Annotated in this window: 21 protein-coding genes; 3 read left to right on the forward strand and 18 right to left on the reverse strand. The window is 68.3% G+C overall.

Features of this window, described 5'->3' with window-relative positions:
* Positions 1–63: 63 nt before the first annotated feature.
* Positions 64–363, reverse strand: a complete 300-nt coding sequence (locus DYE07_RS15480) for an Rv1322 family protein (protein ID WP_006945959.1) — start codon at positions 361–363, stop codon at positions 64–66.
* The gene (locus DYE07_RS04385; RefSeq protein ID WP_115296417.1) at positions 363–2,060 is read right to left on the reverse strand and encodes a 3-hydroxybutyryl-CoA dehydrogenase; all 1,698 of its coding nucleotides are present in this window, start codon (positions 2,058–2,060) and stop codon (positions 363–365) included. Before DYE07_RS04385 ends, DYE07_RS15480 begins: the two co-directional genes overlap by 1 nt.
* A 63-nt stretch (positions 2,061–2,123) precedes the next feature.
* Between DYE07_RS04385 and DYE07_RS04390 the strand changes: the two genes are divergently transcribed.
* A complete protein-coding gene (locus tag DYE07_RS04390) occupies positions 2,124–2,939 on the forward strand; it encodes a hypothetical protein (RefSeq protein WP_115296418.1) in 816 nt (271 codons plus the stop codon).
* A 9-nt stretch (positions 2,940–2,948) separates the two neighbouring features.
* The gene (gene nucS, locus DYE07_RS04395) at positions 2,949–3,644 is read left to right on the forward strand and encodes an endonuclease NucS (RefSeq protein WP_038567383.1); all 696 of its coding nucleotides are present in this window, start codon (positions 2,949–2,951) and stop codon (positions 3,642–3,644) included.
* Between the two features lie 85 nt (positions 3,645–3,729).
* Here the strand turns inward: nucS and DYE07_RS04400 are convergent, their stop codons facing one another.
* Positions 3,730–4,233: an STAS domain-containing protein gene (locus tag DYE07_RS04400; protein ID WP_115296419.1), complete on the reverse strand. Its 504-nt coding sequence runs from the start codon at positions 4,231–4,233 to the stop codon at positions 3,730–3,732.
* Between the two features lie 101 nt (positions 4,234–4,334).
* On the opposite strand from DYE07_RS04400, the gene DYE07_RS04405 reads away from it, so the two are divergent.
* Complete coding sequence (locus tag DYE07_RS04405; protein WP_115296420.1) at positions 4,335–4,946, forward strand: cob(I)yrinic acid a,c-diamide adenosyltransferase; 612 nt, start codon at positions 4,335–4,337, stop codon at positions 4,944–4,946.
* A gap of 155 nt (positions 4,947–5,101) precedes the next feature.
* On the opposite strand, the gene DYE07_RS04410 is transcribed toward DYE07_RS04405, so the two are convergent.
* The 15 genes from DYE07_RS04410 to DYE07_RS04480 all read right to left on the reverse strand — a co-directional run bounded on the left by DYE07_RS04410 (position 5,102) and on the right by DYE07_RS04480 (position 19,009).
* Positions 5,102–5,542 (reverse strand): DUF2550 family protein, encoded by a 441-nt coding sequence (locus DYE07_RS04410; RefSeq protein ID WP_074046541.1) that lies wholly within the window; start codon positions 5,540–5,542, stop codon positions 5,102–5,104.
* A 14-nt stretch (positions 5,543–5,556) separates the two neighbouring features.
* On the reverse strand, positions 5,557–5,823 hold the full coding sequence (locus DYE07_RS04415; protein WP_006945873.1) for a F0F1 ATP synthase subunit epsilon: 267 nt from the start codon (positions 5,821–5,823) through the stop codon (positions 5,557–5,559).
* Positions 5,824–5,928: 105 nt separating this feature from the next.
* Positions 5,929–7,275 carry a uracil-xanthine permease family protein gene (locus DYE07_RS04420; RefSeq protein ID WP_115296421.1) on the reverse strand — a complete coding sequence of 449 codons (1,347 nt, stop codon included), beginning with the start codon at positions 7,273–7,275 and terminating at the stop codon, positions 5,929–5,931.
* 140 nt (positions 7,276–7,415) lie between these two features.
* Positions 7,416–8,876: a F0F1 ATP synthase subunit beta gene (gene atpD, locus DYE07_RS04425; protein WP_062256367.1), complete on the reverse strand. Its 1,461-nt coding sequence runs from the start codon at positions 8,874–8,876 to the stop codon at positions 7,416–7,418.
* Positions 8,877–8,900: 24 nt separating this feature from the next.
* Positions 8,901–9,815, reverse strand: coding sequence for a F0F1 ATP synthase subunit gamma (locus tag DYE07_RS04430; RefSeq protein ID WP_006946039.1), 915 nt, complete (start codon positions 9,813–9,815; stop codon positions 8,901–8,903).
* Between the two features lie 104 nt (positions 9,816–9,919).
* Positions 9,920–11,554 carry a F0F1 ATP synthase subunit alpha gene (gene atpA / locus DYE07_RS04435; protein ID WP_038570542.1) on the reverse strand — a complete coding sequence of 545 codons (1,635 nt, stop codon included), beginning with the start codon at positions 11,552–11,554 and terminating at the stop codon, positions 9,920–9,922.
* Positions 11,555–11,636: 82 nt separating this feature from the next.
* Complete coding sequence (locus tag DYE07_RS04440) at positions 11,637–12,449, reverse strand: F0F1 ATP synthase subunit delta (protein ID WP_062256364.1); 813 nt, start codon at positions 12,447–12,449, stop codon at positions 11,637–11,639.
* A complete protein-coding gene (locus tag DYE07_RS04445) occupies positions 12,449–13,054 on the reverse strand; it encodes a F0F1 ATP synthase subunit B (RefSeq protein ID WP_074046545.1) in 606 nt (201 codons plus the stop codon). The genes DYE07_RS04440 and DYE07_RS04445 overlap by 1 nt, the downstream gene beginning before the upstream one ends.
* A gap of 47 nt (positions 13,055–13,101) precedes the next feature.
* A complete protein-coding gene (atpE, locus tag DYE07_RS04450) occupies positions 13,102–13,320 on the reverse strand; it encodes an ATP synthase F0 subunit C (RefSeq protein WP_006945976.1) in 219 nt (72 codons plus the stop codon).
* 74 nt (positions 13,321–13,394) lie between these two features.
* On the reverse strand, positions 13,395–14,204 hold the full coding sequence (atpB, locus tag DYE07_RS04455; protein ID WP_006945865.1) for a F0F1 ATP synthase subunit A: 810 nt from the start codon (positions 14,202–14,204) through the stop codon (positions 13,395–13,397).
* Positions 14,205–14,343: 139 nt separating this feature from the next.
* Positions 14,344–14,808, reverse strand: coding sequence for a Cg1360 family ATP-synthase-associated protein (locus DYE07_RS04460; RefSeq protein ID WP_115296422.1), 465 nt, complete (start codon positions 14,806–14,808; stop codon positions 14,344–14,346).
* A 101-nt stretch (positions 14,809–14,909) separates the two neighbouring features.
* Complete coding sequence (locus tag DYE07_RS04465) at positions 14,910–16,013, reverse strand: MraY family glycosyltransferase (protein WP_062257499.1); 1,104 nt, start codon at positions 16,011–16,013, stop codon at positions 14,910–14,912.
* Between the two features lie 16 nt (positions 16,014–16,029).
* The gene (gene glyA, locus DYE07_RS04470; RefSeq protein WP_115296423.1) at positions 16,030–17,304 is read right to left on the reverse strand and encodes a serine hydroxymethyltransferase; all 1,275 of its coding nucleotides are present in this window, start codon (positions 17,302–17,304) and stop codon (positions 16,030–16,032) included.
* 10 nt (positions 17,305–17,314) lie between these two features.
* Complete coding sequence (locus DYE07_RS04475; RefSeq protein ID WP_062257503.1) at positions 17,315–18,232, reverse strand: L-threonylcarbamoyladenylate synthase; 918 nt, start codon at positions 18,230–18,232, stop codon at positions 17,315–17,317.
* 9 nt (positions 18,233–18,241) lie between these two features.
* Complete coding sequence (locus DYE07_RS04480) at positions 18,242–19,009, reverse strand: hypothetical protein (protein ID WP_115296424.1); 768 nt, start codon at positions 19,007–19,009, stop codon at positions 18,242–18,244.
* Positions 19,010–19,169 lie beyond the last annotated feature (160 nt).

Consider the following 19,169-nt stretch of genomic DNA (forward strand, 5'->3'; position numbering starts at 1 on the left):
CGATCACGACGAAACCCGGACTTCGTCGTCCGCCCTCGACCCTATGCGACCGCGAGCGCACACTCACCGCCACGAACCCCGCGGCGGACGGCGATCTCGCGCTCGCCAGCAACTCGTGTGCCAGTGACGACGATCCGTCACGTCACCCAGCCGATCATTCGGCCACACGACGACGTGCGGCAGCGATGACGCCAACTGCTGCTGACACCCCGGGCACGTGTAGATCTTGCCGTCGGCGTTACCGCGCAGGACCCGCACCGTCCACTGGCCGCCCGCGTAGGTCTGCACCGTGTCGACAGGACGAAACGCGCGGCTCACGTCGCCGCGCGTCTCGTCCTGCGCTCTGTTGTTGCGCCGTGGCATCAGCCTCGGAAGGACCGCTCCGCGAGCAGGTGCTCCGTCAGCAGCGGCGACGGCACGAGGTGCGTCTCCCCCGCCTCGAAGTACATCTCCGACAGCACACCGGAGACGTCGTCGTAGCCAGCCTCGTCGAGCAACTCGAACGGGCCCTTCGGGTAACCGCAGCCGGCCTTCATCGCCGTGTCGATGTCCTCGACGCTCGCGTAGCCCGAGTCCAACATCTTCACCGCGTCGTTGAGGTGCGGGTAGAGCAGCGCGTCGACGACGAGGCCCGCGCGGTCCTTGCCGACGACCGGCGTCCAACCCGCAGCCGCGGCGAGCGAGCGAACGGCCTCGACCGCGTCGTCCGCGATGGCGACGCTGCGGCCGATCTCGAGCACCTGGCCGGCGCGCTGCTTCTCACGCAGGACGACGGGAACGACGCGCGCATCGAGCGACGGCTCACCGGTCGCGGCCTCCGTCGCCGCGCCCTCACCGAGCGTGGCGATGACGCCGCCGTCACCGATCGCGTCGCGCACGGCGCGCATGAGCGGCTTCTCATCGATCTGCAGCGCGTGCTCGGAGACGTCGCCCTCGACATGACCGCACGAGCACTCGTCACCACAGGCGCACGAGCCGCCGCAGCACCCGTCATCCTCGACGCCGCCGTCGACGGCGAAGACGAACGTGACGTCCTCGAGCGCCGACGCCTCGTCAGCCGCCGTGACCCGCACGAGCTCGAGGCCCGCTGACGACATCTCCTCGGCGAGCGAGTCGACGAGCTCACCCTCGCCGACGAGACCGACGCGGCCACTGTGCGCCTTGCTCTCACCGGGCGTGCGCTCGTCGGCGACGAGGGTGCCCGAGCCGGCCGCCTCGTACGTGTAGAAGCCCTTGCCACTCTTGCGACCGAGGTAGCTGGCCGCCACCATCTGACGCAGCAGCGGCGGCGACGCGACGCTCGGATCATGTGTCGCGTCGTACAGCACGCCGCAGACCTCGTGGACGACGTCGAGGCCGATGAGGTCGCACAGCGTCAGCGGGCCCATCGGGAAGCCGACACCGGCCGCCATCGCAGCATCGAGGTCCTCACGGGAGGCGAGACCCGTCTCGTAGGCGCGGATCGAACGCGCGAGATAGGCGATGAGCAGCGCGTTCGCGACGAAGCCCGCACGGTCGCCGACGACGACCGGCTTCTTGCCCAGGCGGACGGCGAGTTCGCGGACGCCCTCGACGACCTTCACGCCCGTCAGCAGCGAGTGGATGACCTCGACGAGCGGCAGCACCGGCGCCGGGTTGAAGAAGTGCATGCCGATGACGCGCGACGGCTCCTTCGTCGACTTCGCGATCTCGGTGATCGACAGCGACGACGTGTTCGTCGCGAGCACGCAGTCGTCACGAACGATGTCGTCGAGCGTCGTGAAGATCGACGTCTTGATCTCGAGCAGCTCCGGCACCGCCTCGATGACGAGGTCGGCGTCCTTCATCGCGGCGAGGTCGTCGCCGAACGCGACACGGCCGACGATCTCGTCACGCTCACTCTCGGAGAGCTTGCCCTTGCTCACGGCACGCCCGAGGGACTTCGTGAGGAACCCCTTGCCGCGCTCGGCGAGCTCCGCCGAACCGTCGACGGCGATTACGCTGAGCCCCGCCTTGGCGAAGACTTCGACGATGCCGGCACCCATCGTGCCGAGCCCGATGACACCCACTGTGTTGATCATGCGCCCAGTCTTTCAGATGCGACGACCAACCGCTCGTGGGACGATCTACCGCGTGATGACCTCATGATCTTCGGATTGCTCGGCGCCCTCGTCGCCGCCCTCGCCTACGGCGGAGCGACGATCGTCCAGGCGATTGGCGTGGCGCGCATGAGGGAGGCGCCCGACGGCGCCGACCTCATCACCCGTGCGCGCTTCGGCTGGCTGTACGGCGTCGGCCTCGCGCTCGACGGCGTGGCCTTCCTCGCCTCGAGCGGCGCCCTGCGTACCCTGCCACTGTTCCTCGTGCAGTCGGTCATCGCCGGGTCGGTCGCGGTGACGGCCGTGCTCGCCGTCGTCGTCCTGCACGCCAAGCTGACGCGACGCGAGATCATGGCGCTCGTCGGAGTCGGCGTCGGTCTCGTCATGCTCGCCGTCTGCGCCAAGGAGGGTCACGCCACCGGGGTGCCGACCTGGCTGGCCCCCGCCGCGCTCGTGGTCGCGGCCCTCCTGGTGCCGTTCGGGTACGCGGCGTATCGCGCCCGCAACAGCGCGCTTCTCGCCGTCACCGCGGGGCTCGGATTCGCAGGTATCGCGATCGGCGCGCGCATCCTGCCGTGGGACGGCAACGTCCTGCACACGATCGCGAGCTGGCCGTTCTGGGTGCTCATCGCCCACGGCATCATCGCGATGACCGCCTACGGCTTCGCCCTCGACGCGGGAGAGGCGACGTCCGTCGCCGCCATCACCTTCGCCATCGAGACGGTGGTGCCCGCTGCCATCGGCCTCGCCCTGCTCGGTGACGCCGTGCGCGGCAGCACGTGGCCGCTGGCCATCGCGGGGTTCGTCATCACGCTCGGCAGCTGCTTCGTCCTGGCCGGGCAGTCGGAGCCCGACGCGTAAGGTTGTCCGGTGCGAATCGTGATTGCCGAATGCAGCGTCGACTACGAGGGACGCCTGCAGGCCCATCTCCCCCTCGCCAAGCGCCTGCTCATGGTCAAGGCCGACGGCTCGGTGCTCGTCCACTCCGACGGCGGCTCCTACAAGCCGCTCAACTGGATGGCGCCGCCGTGCACGATGGCCGAGGTCGAACCCGAGGACGTCGAGGTCGCCGACGGCGTGACGAGCGTGTGGCTCGTGCAGCACGGCAAGTCGGACGACCGGCTGCGCATCCGGTTGCACACCGTCCATCACGACTCGGCCCATGACCTCGGCGTCGACCCGGGCCTCGTCAAGGACGGCGTCGAGGCGCAGCTGCAGAAGCTGCTCGCACAGCACATCGAGACCCTCGGTGAGGGCTACACGTTGATGCGGCGCGAATACATGACGGCGATCGGGCCGGTCGACATCATGTGCAAGGACTCGGGCGGAGCCACCGTCGCCGTCGAACTCAAGCGCCACGGCACGATCGACGGAGTCGAGCAACTGACGCGCTACCTCGAACTACTCAACCGCGACCCGCACATCGCCCCCGTCAGCGGCGTCTTCGCCGCCCAGACGATCAAACCGCAGGCCCGCACGCTCGCGGAGGATCGCGGCATCCGCTGCGTCGTGCTCGACTACGACGCGCTCAAGGGCATCGACGACTCCGAGCGCCGGTTGTTCTGATCCGCCTCGAGGTTCGGGGGTGCTCAGGTCGCGAGGCTGGGCGCACGCGTGCGTCGTGCCTTCGCCACGCGTCAGGCCGTGCGCGTCAGGCAGTGCGCGCCAGCGGGACGTAGCCGCAGGCGCCGGAGACGTTCATGACCCGGTCGAGGCGGGTGCCTGCGAGCAAACGGCACAGACGCGGCGAGGCATCGGCGACGACGAGGCGACGCCGCCGACGCTCGGCCCGGTGATGCGCGCCGACCATGACGCCCAGCCCGGCCGCATCCCACACCTGCGCGTTGGCCAGGTGGACGACGAGGTCGCCGTCACCGCCCGCCAGTGCGGTGTGCAATGCCGTGCGGACGCGGTCGCTCGTGCGTGCGCTGACGGGGCCGTTGATGATGATCTCCCGCCCGGGGACGGGGTGGTCGATGACGAGGTGCGCACCCGTCGCGAGTGTCTCGGAGCGCGACGCGTGCGTGCGCCTCGTCGTCTCGGCCATGATCGCCCCCCTCGTCACTCGCCCGTGCGGGCCGAGCTGTTCGTGGACGGCCGGCGCGTCGCGCGCCCCACCCGGCGTGGAGGCGTCGCCTCCGGCGGGTGCCGTCATTGGTAAAGACGCACGGCGCCGGGTGAACGTTCGCCGCACGGCGTAACGAAGTGGTCACGGTCTGAACGCCTCCCATCGGGCGTACGTGAAACAGTGGGGGCATGGTGGTTCTCAGCACGATCTACACCCGCACCGGTGACGACGGGAGCACGGGCCTCGGCGACTTCAGCCGGACGTCGAAGAACGACCCGCGCCTCGTCGCCTACGCCGACACGGACGAGGCGGGCGTCGCGCTCGGCCTCGCGCTCACGTGTGCCCCCGATCTGCCTGAGCGGCTGCGCCCAGTGCTCCTGCGCATCCAGAACGACCTGTTCGACGTCGGCGCCGACCTGTCGACACCCCTCGTGACACAGCCCGCGCACCCTCCCCTGCGCGTCCAGCAGGAGTGGATCGACGAACTCGAGACCGCCTGCGACGAGTTCGGTGCCGACCTGCCGACGCTGCGTTCCTTCGTCCTCGCCGGCGGCACTCAGGCGGCGGCCTATCTCCACCTCGCGCGGACGGTCGTGCGGCGCGCCGAGCGTGCCTGCTGGGCGGCCATCGACGCCCACGGGAGCGAGAGCGCCGAGCCCGACGACGAGCGTCCCGGCGGCGTCAACCCGCTGACGGCCAGGTACCTCAACCGGCTCTCGGACGCCCTGTTCGTGTTCGCGCGCTACGCCAACGCCCAAGGCCCGGGCGACGTGTTGTGGCAGCCCGGCGGGGGGCGCTGAGCCCCAGCCCGCTCCAGACGTGGGATGCGGCCGACAGGGCGGCCTTGGGAAGGAGGCGCGCTCTCCGTGCCAAACCCGACCATCGCGGCGGTCGAGGTCGCGAAAGCAATGCCGCTGGGCGGGGCGTCGACCGTCAGAGACGCCGGACGGGGGTCTCAGACCAGGGCGTCCGCGTGCAATCCGGGCGGTGCGGACTCGCTCCACGAGCGCATCGCGGTGTAGTCACCGGGCGCCATGGCGATGGTGAAGGCCTCTTCACCGCAGCGCACGTCGACGCTCACCGCGTCACCCGACAGGGCCGCCGGGCGGTCACCGTCCGCGAGCTGAGCGCGCGAACCGAGGAAGAAGTCGCCGCGCGCCCAGGTGCGCCGCGGCGACATCGTCATCGAGCGGAACGAGAACCACTCGAGACGATCGTGGCGGTACCGCACCATCCCGGTGCGCCACGACGCGCCGGGGTAGCGAACCGCCATGACGGCGAGGTTGCCGTCGCGGCCGATGGCGCGCGTGCGAAGCACCATCGCCGCCAGAGCCAGCAAGACCACGATGGCGGCCAGCGCGAGAGTGATCTCGCCGGCCGTCATCGCTGAATCCATGGTTCGAAACCGCCTCAGACCCCGGCCATCTCGACGTGCTGAGCGACGACCGTCACCACGTCCTTGTCGACGGAGAGGAATCCGCCGTCGATCTTGACCGTACGGCGCTCGCCCTGCGCGGGCACGACGACGACGTCGCCCTCGACGAGGACGGACAGGATCGGCTGATGACCCGGCAGGATGCCGATCTCGCCTTCGGTGGTCCGTGCGATCAGGCGGCTCGCCTCGCCCTCCCAGACCTCACGGTCGGCAGCGACGAACTTGACGTTCAGGGTGCTCATGCGGGCTTCCTCTTCGAGTCGGTGATTTCCCCCATGATAGCGGGCGAATCGGGCCGGGGCGCGCGGCCCACCCGGTGGGTGTGCACGCCCGTGTGACAGGGGTCGTCAGCGACGCCCGTCCGCGTGCGCGTCGGCCTCGGCCGACGCGCCCGCGACGGACGCACCTTCGTGCGGCAGCGGCGCGAGCGGATCGGCGAGCGCCCCCGAAACCCGCGCCCCGGCGCGCATGAGGTGGAACACGACGACCGCGGCGAAGGTACCGAGGGCGATGCCGGCAAAGGCGACGTCACCGATCGTCCACGTGTAGTCGGCGATGCCGACGATGAGCGCGACCGCAGCCGTCATGAGGTTGACGGGGTTGGCGAAGTCGACGCGGTTCTCCATCCAGATGCGCACGCCGAGCATGCCGATCATGCCGTAGAGGACCGTCGCCGCTCCCCCGAGGACGCCGGGCGGGATCGTCGAGATGATCGCGCCGAACTTCGGCAGGAACGACAGCCCGATCGCTGTGATGGCCGCGACCCAGTAGGCCGCCGTCGAATACACCTTCGTCGCCGCCATGACGCCGATGTTCTCGGCATACGTCGTCGTGCCCGAGCCGCCACCGAAGCCGGCGAGCGTCGTGGCGAGGCCGTCACCGAGCAGCGCACGCCCCGAGACGTCGTCGAGGTTGCGGTCCGTCATCTGCGCGACCGACTTCACGTGGCCGATGTTCTCCGCGATCAGCACGAGCACGACCGGCACGAACAGCCCGACGACCGACCACGAGAACGACGGCGACGCGAAGTGCGGCAGTCCGATCCAGGCGGCGGAATCCACGGCGTCGAAGTCGACCTCACTGCGCAGGCACGCGACGAGATACCCGGTGAGCACACCGATGAGGATGCTGAGGCGCCCGAGCAGCCCCTTCGCGAGCACCGTCACCGCGAGGATGACGACCAGGGTGACGAGCGCCGTCACAGGCGCCTTCATGAAGTTGCCCTTGGCCGCAGGCGCGAGGTTGAGGCCGATGAGCGCGACGATCGTGCCCGTGACGACCGGCGGCATGAGCGCACGCAACCAGCCGTCGCCGGCGACCTGGACGACGAGCCCGACGAGCGCCAGAGCCAGGCCCGCCATGACGACGCCGCCCAGCGCCGTCGCCATGTCGTGCGCCTTCGTCGCGGCCGTCAGCGGCGCGATGAACGCGAACGACGAGCCGAGGTAGCTCGGCACGCGCCCCGCCGTCAGCAGCAGGAAGACGACCGTGCCGACGCCGGAGAAGAACAGCGTCGTCGACGGCGGGAAGCCCGTCAGCAGCGGCACGAGGAACGTCGCACCGAACATCGCGACGACGTGCTGCATGCCGATGCCGATCGTCTTCGGCCACGCCAAGCGCTCGTCCGGCGCGACGACCGCGTCACCGCGCGTGAGGTCGTCCTCACGCACCCGCCACTTCAGACCCAGATCCATCCCTGCTCCTCATTCCTGCGCGCCGCGACTCAACGACGCGCCCTGCTCACGATGCACGACGAAGGGCCGGGGGTCGAAAACCCCCAGCCCTTCGTCGTTCTCACTCGCCGCCTCGGGTCATCCCCGCCGCGGCGCGCAAATCAGTCCTGCTTGGCCAGCTCCGCGGCCTGACGCTCGACGTCGTCGAGGCCACCACACATGAAGAAGGCCTGCTCGGGGACGTGGTCGTAGTCGCCGTCCGCGATCTTCGTGAAGGCCTCGATCGAGTCCTGCAGCGACACCGTCGAACCCTCGATGCCGGTGAACTGCTTGGCGACGTAGGTGTTCTGCGACAGGAAGCGCTGGATGCGGCGAGCGCGGTTGACGAGGATCTTGTCCTCTTCGGAGAGCTCGTCGATACCGAGGATCGCGATGATGTCCTGCAGTTCCTTGTTGCGCTGCAGGATCGACTTGATGCGAACCGCCGTCTCGTAGTGCTCCTTCGAGATGTAACGCGGGTCGAGGATGCGCGACGTCGACGTCAGCGGGTCCACGGCCGGGTAGATACCCATCGACGCGATGTCACGCGAGAGCTCGGTCGTCGCGTCGAGGTGCGCAAACGTCGTCGCCGGGGCCGGGTCGGTGTAGTCGTCAGCCGGCACGTAGATGGCCTGCATCGACGTGATCGAGTGACCACGCGTCGAGGTGATGCGCTCCTGGAGCACACCCATCTCGTCGGCCAGCGTCGGCTGGTAACCCACGGCGGACGGCATGCGGCCGAGCAGCGTGGAGACCTCGGAACCGGCCTGCGTGAAGCGGAAGATGTTGTCGATGAACAGCAGCACGTCCTGCTTCTGCACGTCGCGGAAGTACTCCGCCATCGTCAGCGCCGACAGGGCGACGCGAAGACGCGTTCCCGGCGGCTCGTCCATCTGGCCGAACACGAGCGCGGTCTGGCCGAGGACGCCGGCCTCTTCCATCTCGACCATGAGGTCGTTGCCCTCACGGGTGCGCTCACCGACACCGGCGAACACGGACACACCACCGTGGTTGCGAGCGACTCGAGCGATCATCTCCTGGATCAGAACGGTCTTGCCGACACCGGCACCACCGAACAGGCCGATCTTTCCGCCCTGGACGTACGGGGTCAGCAGGTCGATGACCTTGATGCCCGTCTCGAACATCGTCGTCTTGGACTCGAGCTGGTCGAACGCGGGCGCCGTACGGTGGATACCCCAGCGCTCCTTGACCTCGAGCTGCTCGCCCTCTTCGAGGTCGAGGCAGTCACCCGTCGCGTTGAAGACGTGGCCGAGGGTGACGTCGCCGACCGGTACGGAGATCGGCCCGCCGGAGTCGCGCACCTCGGAGCCGCGGACGATGCCGTCCGTCGGCTGCAGCGAGATGGCGCGAACCATCCAGTCACCGATGTGCTGGGCGACCTCGAGGTTGATGTTCTTCTGCTCGCCGTTGAGCGAGACCTCGAGCGTCAGGAGGTTGTAGACCTCCGGCATCGTGTCGGCCGAGAACTCGACGTCGACGACCGGGCCGATGACGCGCGAGACGCGGCCCACGCCGCCCGCGGCCGGGGCCGCGGTTGCGCTTTCGTTGATGGTGGCAGTCATGAGGATTCCTTTACGTGAAGGCGGTCAGCTGGCATCGGCGAGGGCGCTGGCGCCACCCACGATCTCGCTGATCTCTTGCGTAATCTCGGCCTGACGGGCCTGGTTGGCCAGTCGGGTGTAGGTCTTGATGAGTTCGGTCGCGTTGTCCGTGGCGGACTTCATCGCGCGCTGGCGGGCAGCGAGCTCGGAAGCGGCCGACTGCAGGAGCGCGTTGAAGATGCGAGCCGTGACGTACTTCGGCAGCAGCGCATCGAGCACGCCCTCGGCGTTCGGCTCGAAGTCGTAGAGCGGAAGCGGTCCGTCGGGCTTGCCGTCGCCGTCGAGGTCGAGCTGACCCTCGGCCACCTCGAGCGGCAGCAGACGGATGACGCGGGCCTGCTGCGTCACCATCGACTGGAACTCGGTGTAGACGACGTGCAGTTCGTCGACCCCGCCACCCTCGGCACCGGCATGGAAGTCGGCGGTCAGACGCTCACCGATCTCCTCGGCGTTCTCGAACTTGGGGCTGTCGGTGAAGCCCGTCCACTCTGCCTCGTACTCGCGACGGCGGAACTTGTAGTAGCTCACGCCCTTGCGGCCGACGAGGTAGGGGACGACCTCCTTGCCCTCGTGCTCGAGCTTGGTGATGAGCTGCTGGGCTTCCTTCATCGCGTTGACCGAGTACGAGCCGGCGAGGCCGCGGTCAGCCGTGACGATGAGGACGCCGGCGCGCTTGACGTTCTCGCGCTCCGTCGTCAGTGCGTGGTCGATGTCCGACGTGGAGGACGCGACCGAGGAGACGGCTCGGGTCAGGGCCACGGCGTAGGGCGTCGACTTCGCGACGGCCTCGCGCGCCTTGACCACGCGCGAGGCAGCGATGAGCTCCATCGCGCGCGTGATCTTCTTGGTCGCCTGGACGGACCGGATGCGCTGGCGGTAGACCCGCTGCTGCGCTCCCATAGCTTTCCGCCTCTCTGTACTGGTGCTGGCTTGGGTGGTGGTGTCGACCTGGCGGCCGACCTCGGCGGGTGCTCGTCACACCCGCCGAGGTGCGATCACGAAGATCACGGCTTGTGCTTGGTGATCTTCTCCTGGTTGATGTGGTCCGCAGCGATCTCGTCGAACTGCTCGGAACCCTCACCACCGTGGTCGGACGACGCCTGGAACTGCTTGCGGAAGTCGTCCATCGCACCGGCGAAGACGTCCTTGCCGTCGTCGGCCAGCTTGCCGCTCTCGCGGATCGCCATCATGAACTCACCGTGGTTGCGGTGCATGTACTCGAGCCACTCGGCCTCGAAGCGCTGCACGTCCTCGGTCTTGACGTCGTCGAACTTGCCCGTCGTACCGGCCCACAGCGACGCGACCTGGTCCTCGACCGGGTACGGGCTGTTCTGCGGCTGCTTGAACATCTCCATGAGACGCTCACCGCGAGCGAGCTGACGGCGCGACGCGGCGTCGAGGTCGGAGGCGAACATGGCGAACGCCTGCATCTCGCGGAACTGTGCGAGGTCGACCTTGATCGAACCGGTGACGGCCTTCATGGCCTTCGTCATGGCCGCACCACCGACACGCGACACAGAGATACCCACGTCGACAGCCGGGCGCTGGTTGGCGTTGAACAGGTCGGCCTGGAGGAAGATCTGGCCGTCCGTGATCGAGATGACGTTCGTCGGGATGTAGGCCGAGACGTCGCCGGCCTTCGTCTCGATGATCGGCAGGCCCGTCATCGAACCGGCACCCAGGTCGTCCGACAGCTTCGCGCAACGCTCGAGCAGACGCGAGTGCAAGTAAAACACGTCACCGGGGTAGGCCTCGCGGCCCGGCGGGCGGCGCAGCAGCAGCGACATGGCGCGGTAGGCCTCGGCCTGCTTGCTCAGGTCGTCGAACACGATGAGGACGTGCTTGCCCTGGTACATCCAGTGCTGGCCGATCGCCGAGCCGGTGAACGGAGCAAGGTACTTGAAGCCCGCCGCGTCACCCGCCGGAGCGTTGACGATCGTCGTGTACTCCATCGCGCCGGCCTCTTCGAGCGTGGCGCGGACCTCGGCGACGGTCGAGTTCTTCTGACCGACGGCGACGTAGATGCAGCGAACCTGCTTCGACGGGTCACCCGTCTCCCAGTTCTGCTTCTGGTTGATGATCGTGTCGGTGGCGATCGTCGTCTTGCCCGTCTTGCGGTCACCGATGATCAGCTGACGCTGACCGCGACCGACCGGCGTCATGGCGTCGATCGCCTTGATGCCCGTCATGAGCGGTTCGTGGACCGACTTGCGCTGGACGACGGTGGGCGCCTGCAGCTCGAGGGCGCGACGGCCTTCGGCCTCGATGTCACCCAGGCCGTCGATCGGCTGACCGAGCGGGTTGACGACGCGGCCCATGAACGCGTCACCGACGGGAACCGAGAGGACCTCGCCCGTGCGCTTGACGCTCTGGCCCTCTTCGATGCCGCCGAACTCACCCAGGATGACGACGCCGATCTCGTGGACGTCGAGGTTCTGGGCGATACCGAGCGTGCCGTCTTCGAACTGAAGCAGCTCGTTGGTCATGGCCGAGGGAAGACCCTCGACGTGTGCGATGCCGTCAGCGGCATCGACGACGCGGCCGACCTCTTCACGGGAGGCCGCGCCGGGCTCGTAGGACTGAACGTAACCGTTCAGTGCATCCCGGATCTCCTCCGGACGGATCGAAAGCTCCGTCATCATCACTCCTTGTCATGGGCCCGCATCGGGCGCCGTGCTTCTTGGCTCAGGGCCGCGGATGCGGCAATTCTTTGGGCGTCGATCAGCCGGACAGGTGCGCGCGGGCCTCGTCGAGGCGACGCGCGATCGTTCCGTCGATGACGTCGTCACCGACAGCCACCTTGATGCCGCCGACGACCGAGGGGTCGATGACGACGTTCGTCTGCACGGGCTTGCCGTACATCTTCGTCAGAGCCGCGCGCAGCCGCTCGTTCTGCTCCGGGGTCAGCTCGACCGCACTCGTGACGATCGCGCTCGACTGGCCGCGGCGCCCGGCCACGCCCTCGAGGAACTCCTCGATGGCCCGCTCGAAACCGCGCCCACGGGGGGAGCCTGCGGCGCGAGTGGCGAGCAGCGCCGTCTCGGGGGCGACCTTGCCCTCGAGCAGACGGGCGACGAGCCCGGCCTTGTCCGCACCGCTGCGAGAGCGGTCGGACAGGGCATCCCTGAGGCCCGCGTCGGAAGCGACGGTCCGCTCGAAGCGGAACAGCTCGTTCTCGAAAGCATCCGCGCGACCGGCCTTCTCCGCCGAAGCGGTGGCGGCCTCGACCGCAAGACGCTCCAGAGCGTCACTGAGGTCGCGCTCGCTCGACCAGCGTTCACCGGCGACAGCCGTCACGACCGCCATCGCGTCGTAGCCGATCTTGCCGCTGAACAGACGCTGGACAAGGCCACGCTTGGCCTCGCTCTCGCGCGACGGGTCACCCAGCGCGCGACGCAGCGTCGCGTTGGAATCGATGACGTCGACGACCGCGAAGAGCTCACGAGCCGTGTTCATCGGGTCACCGGGGCCGGACAGGGTGCCGTTGAGCACCTGCCGGGCCGCGGAGAGAGCCGTCCTCGACGAACCCTGCATCAGGCTTCGACCCGCGTGCTGCCTGCGCTCGAGGCGGCGGCCTCGGAGCCGGCGGTGGCGGACTCGGGACGGATTCTGCCCGCCTCGAGCTCGGCGAGGAACCGGTCGACGATGCCCTTCTGACGGGCTTCGTCGTGCAGCGACTCACCGACGATGCGGCTGGCGAGCTCGGTGGACAGGCCACCGAGCTCGCTGCGCAGCTGGACAAAGGCCTGCTGACGCTCGGCCGCGATCTGCTTCGTCGCGTTCTCGGTGATGCGGGCGGCTTCGGCGCCGGCCTGCTCACGGCTCTCCGCGATGATGGCCGCACCCTGGGCGCGGGCGTCCTCGCGGATCTTGGCCGCCTCAGCACGCGCGTCGGCGAGCTGCGACTCGTACTGCTGCTTGGCGGCGGCGGCCTCCTTCTGGGCCTCCTCCGCCTTGGCGATGCCGCCCTCGATGGACGCCGTACGCTCCGCGTACATGCGCTCCATGTTCGGAACGACCTTCGTCTTGTACAGCCAGTACAGGATCGCGAAGGCGATGAGCCCGATGATCATCTCGGCGGGGTGCGGGAGCAGCGGCAGCTTCTCCGGCCAACCTGCACCTTCAGATGCGAGGAACACCTTGGCTTCCTATCTGTTGGGGGGACTGGTCAGTTCGAGGAAAGAGCTCAGCCCTTGAAGACGAACGCGAAGACCAGACCAAGGATGGCGAGGGCCTCGGTGAGGGCCATGCCGGTGAAGGCGATGGTCTGCAGCATGTTGCGAGCCTCGGGCTGACGCGCCACACCGTTGATGTAGGCGGCGAAGATCAGACCGATACCGATGCCGGGGCCGATCGCAGCAAGGCCGTAGCCGAGGAACGCGAGGTTACCGATGTTGCCGGTCATGTGCTTTTCCTTTCGAGTGGCACCGGGACCTGTTCCCGGTGTCGCTGAGGTTCAGAAGGGGTACAGAGTGCCGATCAGTGGTGATCGGAGACCGCGTCTGCGATGTACAGGGCGGCAAGCATGGTGAAGATGAAGGCCTGCAGGAACTCGATGAGCAGCTCGAAGAAGGTCATCACGATGGCAGCCGCGAACGAGAGGACGCCAGCTCCATTGAGGCCGATGTTGCCGCCGTGCAGGAGGAGGTACTCACCGCCGACGATGAATACGAGGAGCATGAGGTGTCCGGCCATCATGTTGCCGAAGAGTCGCAGCGCGAGCGTCAGCGGGCGGATGATGAAGTAGGTGAGGAACTCGAGCACGAACATGATCGGCTTGAGCCACCCCGGCAGGCCCGGGGGGATGAGCGAGCCCATGTACTTGCCGAAGCCACCCTTCGCCTTGACCGCCGCGACGTGGTACGTGATGTACACGATGACCGTGAGGACGATCGGGAACGCGATGCGACCCGTGCTCGGGTACTGGATGAAGGGGATGATGCCGGCCACGTTGTTGAACAGGATCAGGGTGAAGCAGGTCAGCAGCAGCGGCAGAAAGCGCAGGAAGTCCTTCGAGCCGATGATGTCGCGGCCGATCGTGTTGCGCACGAAGCCGTAGACGCCCTCGGCCATGAACTGGCGCTTGCTGGGCACGACCGAGAGCTTCTTGCCTGTCACGCTGACGAAGAACCAGCCGATGAGCAGCGCCGACACGAGGAGGACCACGGCGGGGCGCGTGATGGCCCAGTTGCTGTCGCCACCGATCAGGGGCCACCAGAAATCGCTCGTGCCCGGGGACTTGAACGACTCCCCGTCGGCAACCAGGGCAGCGCCCGCGATGAAGCTCACAAATTCTCCTCAGTCAGCATCCAGCAAAAAAGTTCAGTGTGTCTGTTGCAGTGGCACCGCCCCTGCCCTCTCGGGCTGGTCGGCGGCTCGAGGTGCACGCCGGAGACACTGCGTATCCTACCCGACGCTGTGCCGCGGTTCACTGGGAGCCGCCGCTCGTCGTCGAAGCGCCTGACGCGTCCGGGTCGTAGACGTACTGCCGCGTCCGCATGAATGAGCGCACCTGGAAGATCTGCCAGGCCACGACCACGATGGCGACGGTGATGCCCGTTGCAGGCCCGTCGAGGGATTCGACCTTCGTCGCGAGGACGAGGACGACACCGAGCACGATCACCTGGGCGAAGAAGACCGCCATCGCCGCAGCCATGATGGCGACCGGGCTGAGCGTGCGCAGCGTACGAAGGACAAGCAGACCGCTCGCGAAGAAGGCGAGGGCGAGAACCGTGGCGAACAGTGACGACACTCCCCCGGCCACGCCGTTGAGCACCGCGAACACGACCGCGCAGACGACGCCCACTGCGGCACTCGGCACGAGCGAATCCCGCAGCATCGCAGCAAACGGCGACACGTTGGTCACCGGGTGCGAGGTGGAGGCGGAGTCCATGGAGGAAGGGCTCACAATCTGCTTTGGCGCGGGGATCACGTCGTCGGGTTCGGGCTCGTCACCAGGGTGAATCCATCACCTGAACCTGCTTGTGAAAACTATCACAAGGCCTTGCGGCGTCGCCAACGGGGCAGCCCCCACGTCAGCGCGAAGGCGAGGACCGTCAGCCCCGTGAGGGCGGCGAGCGAGCGCTCGACGGGCCAGTACGCCATCGAGACGAGGCCGAGGGCGATGCCGATCGACCACAGGTAGAGGATGAGCACGGCCGCGCGGTGCGTGTGCCCGATCTTCAGCATGCGGTGGTGCAGGTGGCGACCGTCCGCCTCCCACGGTTTCTGCCCGGAGCGCAGGCGACGCACGATGGCCGCGGCGAAATCCCACAGCGGCACCGCGAGGATCGCGAGGGGCACGAGCAGCGGGAGCAGGAACGCGACGGAGGCGTCACCCGAACCGGAGACGGCCGCCGGGTCGAGGTTGCCGGCGAACGAGATCGTGGCGGCCGCGATGAGCGTGCCGAGGAGCAACGAGCCGGCGTCCCCCATGAACAACCGCGCCGGATGAAAGTTGTGCGGCAGGAAGCCGACGCAGACACCCACCGTCGCCGCCGCGATGAAGGCTGACGTCGTGAACACCGACTTGTCGCCCCACTGCACGGCCTGTTGGTAGGCGTAGACGAAGAATGAGAACGAGGCGATGCCCACCATGCCGGCTGCGAGACCGTCGAGACCGTCAACCCAGTTCACGGCGTTGACGATGACGAGAATGACGAGCACCGACAGCACGACGAGCACCGGCGTCGGCAGGACGGTCTGCTCCCCCAGCGGCAGGAAGAGAAACTGCACGCCCGAGACGACGAGGACGCAGGCCGCGAGCGCCTGACCACCGAACTTGATGGCCCAGTTGAGCTCCGCGAAGTCGTCCCACGCGCCGAGCCCGCACATCATGGCCGCGGCGATCGTCGTGCCGATGGCTTCGCGACTGTCGAACACGTGCGACAGGTACGGCAGCCGCGAGGCGACACCGACGGCGGCGAGGAAGCCGACGAACAGCGCCACTCCCCCGAGCCGCGGGATCGGCAGGGCGTGCACGTCACGCGCACGCACCTGCGTCACCGCACCGAAGCGAACTGCCGACCACCGTGCGAGCGGCGTCATCACGAACGTGACGATCGCAGCGACGACGCTGATGAGGACGTACTCACGCACGGCAGGCGGTCAGATTTCAGCGGGCGTAAGCGGGGAAACGCGTGACGAGATCGGTGACCTGCTCGCGGATCTCCTGCGCGACGGGGTGCTCGGGCGTGCCGTCCGTCTCGGTGACGGCGCGGTGGATGACGTCGGCGATGACGTCCATCTCGGCAAGGCCCATGCCCTGCGTCGTGACGGACGGGGTGCCGACCCGGATGCCCGAGGCGATGTTCGGCTTCTGCGGGTCGAACGGGATCGCGTTCTTGTTGAGTGTGATGCCCGCGACGTCGCAGCGCAGTTCGGCGTCAGCGCCGGTGACGTCGACGTCACGCAGATCGAGCAGCGACAGGTGCGTGTCGGTGCCGCCCGTCGTCGGACGGATGCCCTTGGCCTTGAGCCCCTCGGCGAGACGCTGCGAGTTGGCGATGACGTCCTTCGCGTACTGCTGGTACTCGGGCGTCGCGCACTCCTTGAAGTTCACGGCCTTCGCCGCGATCGTGTGCATCTGCGGGCCACCCTGCATCATCGGGAAGACGGCCTTGTCGATCGCCTTCGCGTGCTCTTCCTTGCAGACGATGGCGCCCGAGCGGGGGCCGCGCAGCACCTTGTGCGTCGTGAACGAGACGACGTCGGCGTGCGGCACCGGCGACGGAATCGCCTTGCCGGCGACGAGACCGATGAAGTGAGCCGCGTCGACCCAGAAGATCGCGCCGACCTCGTCGGCGATGGCGCGGAAGCGCTCGAAGTCGATGAGACGCGGGATGGCGGAGCCGCCCGCGAGGATGACCTTCGGCTTGTGCTCCTTGGCGAGATGCTCGACCTCGTCGTAGTCGATGTCCTCCGTCTCGGGGTCGACGCCGTAGCCGACGGCGTTGAACCACTTGCCCGAGAACGACACCTTCGTGCCGTGCGTGAGGTGGCCGCCCATGGGCAGGCTCATCGCGAGGATCGTGTCACCGGGGTTCATGAACGCGCCGTACACGGCCTGGTTCGCCGAAGCACCCGAGTGGGGCTGGACGTTGGCGTGCTCGGCGTCGAACAGCGCCTTCGCACGCTCGATGGCGACCGTCTCGGCCTTGTCGACCTCGGCGCAGCCACCGTAGTAGCGACGGCCGGGGTAACCCTCGGCGTACTTGTTGCTCAGCGTCGAACCGAGCGCGGTGAGGACGGCCGGGCTGGACATGTTCTCACTCGCGATGAGCTGCAGGCCGCCGCGCAGGCGGTCGAGCTCGGAGATGAGGACACCGGCGATGTCGGGGTCGAAGGATTCGAGGGCGGCGTAGTCGGAGCCGTAGAACGGGGTCGTCATGCTCGCAACCTTAGTGGTTCTGCTCGCCCGGGCGGCCAGGAAGCTCCACGCTCGTCACGCTCTCGGGCTCGAACGGCGGTTCCGCACCGATGCCGCCGAGAGGGATGGCCTGCGTCGCCTCGCCCGCCCGCGCGCGAGCTCCCATGGCCTCGAGACGCTGACGTTCGGCCGTGCGCTCGTCGTCGGTCGACTCGGGCGCGGGGTTCGAGGCCGACTCATGCTGCTGCGGGTTGTCCGTTTCCGGGGCATCCTGGGGTGTCTCGGACAGCGGCGCACCCGTCGAGTCGAGCAGGCTGATGGGCCCGAGCACCTCACGCAGCTGTGCCGGAGTGATCGTGCCGCGGCGCAGCATGACGGGGTCGGGCTTGGTGCAGTCGAGGATCGTGCTGGGCAACCCGTCGTCGCACGTTCCCCCGTCGAGATAGACCTCGACCGCCGGGCCGAACGCGAAACCGGCCTCCGTGATCGTCGTGACCGGCGGCTGGCCCGTGCGGTTCGCCGAGCTGACCGCGAGCGGCCCCGTCGTCTGCAGCAGTTCGAGCGCGATCTCGTGATCGGGCATGCGCAACCCGACCGTGCCGTTCGTGTCACCCAGATCCCACATGAGCGACGGCTGCGCACGGAAGATCAACGTCAGCCCGCCCGGCCAGAAGCGCTCCATGAGGCGACGCGCGTAGGACGGCACGTTCATCGCGAGGCCCTCGACCGTCGCCGGGTTCGGCACGAGGACGGCCGGCGGCTTGTCGCGCCCACGCCCCTTCGCCGCGAGCAGCGCCGCGACGCCGTCAGGGTTGAAGGGGTCGGCGCCGACGCCGTACACCGTGTCGGTGGGCAGGACGACGAGTTTGCCCTCGCCGACGGCAGCATGCGCCGCCTCGATGGCGGGGTCGCGCTCATCCGAACCGGAAACGTCGAAAACGGGGCTCACGCCACTCTCCTAGAAGTCGAAACCACCCATGTCGCCCCCGAAGTCTCCCCCACCGAAGTCGCCCCCGTCGAACCCGCCGAAGTCGCTGCCCCCGGCGAAGTCCTGGCCGCCGTCGAATCCGCCACCGTCGGCAACGTCGTTTCCGCCGCCGTCGCCCCCACCGTCCTGGTAGCCATCCTGATATGCGTCCTGCATGTCGTGGGAATCGAACTCGTTGCCCCAGTCGTCGAACATCGCATCGGCGATGGCGGTGCCGACGAAGGCGCCGGCGACGCTCGTGAGCAGCATCGAGCCCATGCCGCCCATCCCCATCCCCATGCCGCCGCGACCGAAGCCGCCGCCCATGCCGTAACCACCGAACGAGCTCTGGAGGAACCCGGGCTGACGCATCTCGGCCCGAGTCGCAGCCCGCGCCAGCGCCTGCGGGTCTGCGCTCTGCGGAGCATCCTGCGGGCTGTCGGTCGCGAGACGCGTGAGCACCTGCTGACGCTGCTCCGGCGTCAACTTGGCGAACGCCTCGGCGTGCGCCTTCTCGATCTCCTCCGGCGGGGCCGTCTTGAGCATGTACTCGTAGCGGGCGATGGCGCGCTCGTCCTCGCTCATCGACGCGCCCGGCGTCTGTCGAGGCGCGCTCGACGCCTGACGCGGGTAGCCCTGCTGGGCATACCCCTGCTGCTGGTTGCCCTGCGCCGGATACGCGGGCTGCCCGTATCCCTGCTGCTGACCGAAGCCCGGCTGGGCTCCCCCACGACCGAAGAGACGATCGAAGATCCCCATGGTGCGTTCCTCACGTCCGAGGCCGCCCAGCACGCTGCGGGCGGCGCGATTCGGCTCCCACTCTAAGCCCGGGTCCGTGGCGCACACACGTCCTCGCCGCCGGCCGGCGAGGCCGCACCAGCGCGCTGACGCGGCGTCCTCGCCCAACATCGTGACGGTG

This window comes from Dermacoccus nishinomiyaensis (genome assembly GCF_900447535.1).
Lineage (GTDB): Bacteria > Actinomycetota > Actinomycetes > Actinomycetales > Dermatophilaceae > Dermacoccus > Dermacoccus nishinomiyaensis.